The sequence below is a fragment of the Psychrobacter sp. T6-1 genome (genome assembly GCF_052258445.1).
Genome location: NZ_JBQQFC010000223.1, coordinates 1 through 4,167, shown reverse-complemented (window position 1 = coordinate 4,167; position 4,167 = coordinate 1). Strand labels below are relative to the sequence as shown.

Annotated in this window: 6 protein-coding genes; 1 reads left to right on the top strand and 5 read right to left on the bottom strand. The window is 46.2% G+C overall.

Going from position 1 to position 4,167, the window contains the following annotated elements:
- Positions 1-287: 287 nt before the first annotated feature.
- The 5 genes from ACTXGO_RS10535 to ACTXGO_RS10515 form a co-directional block, all read right to left on the bottom strand.
- Positions 288-665: a DsrE family protein gene (locus ACTXGO_RS10535; RefSeq protein WP_443541250.1), complete on the bottom strand. Its 378-nt coding sequence runs from the start codon at positions 663-665 to the stop codon at positions 288-290.
- Positions 666-841: 176 nt separating this feature from the next.
- Positions 842-1,393 carry an acyl-CoA thioesterase gene (locus ACTXGO_RS10530; protein WP_443574412.1) on the bottom strand — a complete coding sequence of 184 codons (552 nt, stop codon included), beginning with the start codon at positions 1,391-1,393 and terminating at the stop codon, positions 842-844.
- Positions 1,394-1,455: 62 nt separating this feature from the next.
- Positions 1,456-2,004, bottom strand: a complete 549-nt coding sequence (locus ACTXGO_RS10525) for an acyl-CoA thioesterase (protein ID WP_443541248.1) — start codon at positions 2,002-2,004, stop codon at positions 1,456-1,458.
- A gap of 49 nt (positions 2,005-2,053) precedes the next feature.
- The gene (locus ACTXGO_RS10520) at positions 2,054-3,133 is read right to left on the bottom strand and encodes a YheT family hydrolase (RefSeq protein ID WP_443541247.1); all 1,080 of its coding nucleotides are present in this window, start codon (positions 3,131-3,133) and stop codon (positions 2,054-2,056) included.
- A 118-nt stretch (positions 3,134-3,251) separates the two neighbouring features.
- Positions 3,252-3,845: a YigZ family protein gene (locus tag ACTXGO_RS10515; protein WP_443574411.1), complete on the bottom strand. Its 594-nt coding sequence runs from the start codon at positions 3,843-3,845 to the stop codon at positions 3,252-3,254.
- Positions 3,846-3,925: 80 nt separating this feature from the next.
- Here ACTXGO_RS10515 and ACTXGO_RS10510 point away from each other — a divergent pair.
- The coding region (locus ACTXGO_RS10510) for a S4 domain-containing protein (protein WP_443574414.1) at positions 3,926-4,167 on the top strand (242 nt) is incomplete at its 3' end.

Sequence of the window (4,167 nt, the reverse complement as noted above, 5' to 3'; positions counted from 1 at the left end):
GTAGTTAAGCCGTAGGGTGCGCCTAGCGCATCATAGAATTAAATAGTTTATAGCTTCAAGGTTCTGGTTTAGCTAACGTGTCTTCTGTTTATTTCTTTGAGCTACATCAAAATAACCAATCGGTGCGCGGGGCGCACCCTACCCAACATTTTAATTATTCAAAAGCTTGATCTACAAAATAGATTTTGAAATCTAAATTATTGTAGACAAAAAATAAGTCAGCTCCCCAAACCATCAAAAGATGCCAAAGAAAACCAGCTCATTTTTATAACTTTATTTGTTCAGCTCTAATTCAACTGCAAAGATCCCTTTGCGCTCATCAACAGCTTAACCACATCATCACCACTGATGACGGGGAAGCGCTTGTCAATGTCTGACTCTGCCACGCCGTTATGTTTCATACACGCGCCGCAGACCAAGACCTGACCGCCTTTTTCGATAAAGGCTTCTAGCAGCTCGCCAGCAGGCTCGAAGGGATCGCCAATATCGACATTATCTAGCGCATTAGGTAAGGCTAGGTGTACCGCGTCTACCATCAAGATAACGGTTGCAGAGTGACCTTGCTTGAGGGCGACGCCTGCCATAGTAAAGGCGAGGGTGATCTTGCTTGGGTTTGAGTCGCTATTATCAAATAGCGTACCGACGTAATCTGTTTGCTTAGCCATATTATTATCCTTATTTTATAATGAGTTGAGCGGTGTACTCAGTATTATCTTAGCATTTATTATATTTATTTATATAGTGACTTGTTAGCTAAGGGTAGCGCTAAAGTTACCAAAAACTTACTCGGTAATTTTGCTCTCAATTCTGTATTTTTAAACATTTTAAATGCTTAAAAATCCTAAACGATCTCACCCATAGGCGGCCAGCGGTGATCCTCATTTGCGTCTATCCATTCTTGTACCCAAGGCTCAGGTGGTTTTAGCCAATCGGCTTGACCCAGTGCTGCAAGTACTTTCGCGGTCTCGACCAAGCTGCCTTTTTTAGTAATACCGGTTCGTAATAGAGCAGAGGAGCAAGGCTTGCCTTTGACCCACATGGACTGTTCAATATATATCCAGCGTGCATCAATACCGACGATTTGAGTTTTCATCGTCACTTTATCAAAGGCGCGGACACGTTTGCGATATTGAATACTCGTACCGGCCACAATCAGATTCCAACGTTGCTTGAACAATTGACGACCAAGCCCAGTACGTACGGCAAAGTTCATGCGACCCAGATCATATAGGGTCAGTATGCGCCCATTATTCATCTCAAAGTAATCATCGATATCCGTCAGCTGACAGCGAAACTCAATTTCACTGACCTCATTTAAGGTTAACGTCTGACCCTTTTTGACTTGCGACAGAGCTTGTATAAGTGAGATGGTATGACGAATAAAGGGGTACATGGTCTGCTCTCAAAACTTAGGGTAACGGAGGATAAGGTGGTCAGAAGCTCAAGTGGAGTTTTTTAGCTTTGAGCCATTGGTGGCCAACGATGTTCTTTATTGGACGCTATCCACTCTTGTACCCAAGGTTCAGGCGACACAACCAAATCAGGCTCACCTAGCGCTTTTAATACCTGTGCAGTTTCAATTACTCTGCCACCTTTTGTTACACCTGTGCGTAGTAGCACCGAGGAGCACGGCTTGCCCTTGACCCACATCGAGTGCTCAAGATAGAGCCAGCGCTCATCCATACCGACCAGCTGCGTCTTTATCGTCACTTTATCAAACAGGCGAATACGCTTACGGTATTGAACCGTGCTACCAGCCACCACCATACCCCAACGCTGTTTGAGTAGCTGCTTGGCAAGCCCTGTACGAATGATAAAGTCGGTACGCCCAATATCATAGACGGTCAACACGCGGCCATTATTCATCTCAAACATCGGATCGATATCGGTAAAGCTACAACGCACTGTCACTTCGCTCGTTTGCGTAAAGTCTAGAGGTTGCTGTTTTTTATTAGCGATGACAGCGTCAACGATAGACTTGGTATAGCGCAGGTAAGGATACATAATATAGTCTCAAAATTTTACAAGGGTAAGTGACCTAAGTAATGACGGCTTATGATTGATTAGAACCCACGCCAATGGCTTTAAAGTAAGCGCTGACGGTCTCGGGTATCCAATTGATATCAAATCTTGAGGTTTTGCTGTTGTCACCATTTGCGGACTTAGCATTTGCTGATTCGTTTTTGGCCTGAGATTTTTCTGAGCGATAACGCAAATAGCCAATATGACCGCCGTTATCCGTCTCGATAATAGTAACCGTGTCTGAGACATCGCCTTCGGTCGCGGTAAAGCCGATAAAGGGATCATCTTTGGCGCTGATGAGGAGTAGGGGGTGAGTCACATCGATTAAGTAAGGTAGCGCCGAGGAAGAATGGTAGTAGTCGTTATTGGAGCGGTAGCCGTGACGCGGGGCGGTAAAGATATGGTCAAAGTCGCTGATGCGATTGACGGCTTTGATAGAGGCGATTTCTTCTTCAGTGATATCGTTGGCGAGTGCTTTTTTGATAATAGGGTTGAGCAGGTACGGGGTATAAATCCGATGACTCAAAAAGCTATGCATACTCAGCGCAGCGGACGACATATCGACAGGTGCTGAGATCACCGCTGCCCCTTCGCAGAGGGCTTTATCGCCGTATTCACCCAGATATTTTGCCAGCGCATTACCACCAAGAGAGACGCCAACGGCATAGATATTGGCAAATTCTTCACGCAGATTTTGTAGCATATGGTGCACCTCTTTGGTATCGCCCGCGTTATAAAACACGCGACCATTTGCAGGTATACCGCCGCAACTGCGAAAGTGAGCGACGACGAAGTGCCAGCCTTGAGCATGTATCTGATACGCCAAAGCCCGCGCATAATGGCTATCGCTACTGCCTTCCATCCCGTGGAACAGAACGATCAATGGCGTCTGCTCTAAGGCGCTATCTGGGTTATCGATTGGATGCGCATCATAAAAGTCGTAGGCGATGTCTGTCTCGCACAAGGAGTCTGGTTTGACCACGCGGCGATACGTTGGCGTTTTGGGCGCAAAGAACTTGGGTAAGATGCTTTGCAGATGTGAATTGGTTAGCCAAAAAGGCGGCTTAAAGGGAGCGGGTTTAAAGGCTTTTGGGGCATTATGAATATACATAGTAGAATCTTATTAAAGTGGGATCAAAAGGATGAGTCATCATACCGATAGCCACTGGCAAAACCAACGCTTTTGAGTGAACGGGTGGTTACTCAAATAAGTGAGTCTTCTAAGCAGTTTAGTCCTCAAGCACCCGACCATCCATCGCCAAACGCTCTTTCAACGTTGCGATATCAGCGTCAGCGATGGTCACAGTCAGCGTGACCTGCTTACTATAGACGACATCATCAATATGACCCTGTAGGTCTTCAACGATATAACGACACTGCGACTCATGAGCGAAATCGGCAACGATCTGTACTTGCGTCATAGGCACATAAGGTTGCAGCGTCATCTCATCGACCACGGCTTGCGCTGATCCTGCGTAGGCACGCGTCAGACCGCCTGCGCCCAGCTTAATGCCGCCAAAATAACGCACGACGATAATAATCACATTACCGATAGATTTGTGCTGCAATACATTTAGTATCGGTCTTCCAGCGGTACCGCTTGGCTCGCCATCATCATCAAAACCTGCGCTCGTCGTATTGTTAGGATCGCCTATGATATAGGCCCAGCACCAATGCCGCGCATCTGGATATTGCGCGTGCAATTGTTCCACATGAAACATAGCCGCTTCACGTGAGCTGACAGGATAGCCGTAAGTGATAAAGGCTGATTTTTTGATATCAAGGCGAGCGCTGACGGCGGTTTTTGGGGTTTGATAGCTCATATAGTCGTGATGATATGCCTAGGCTGAGAGTGAATATGTTAAACTTGCCCCACTATAACAAATCAAATGGTAGCAAAAGCATGCGTTTAGATAAATTTATTAGTAAAGCCACTGAACTGTCGCGTAAAGAGTCCAAAAAAATCCTGCACGCCTCTGAGGTCACAGTCAACGACGAGGTCATCAAAGATCCAGGCGTGCATGTCGATATTGTCAATGATGAAGTGCTGTGGGCAGGCGAGCCGTTATCGGTGGCGACAGGCAATCGCTATATCTTGCTGCATAAGCCTGAAGGCTTTGAATGTACGCTAAAGGCCAAGGAATA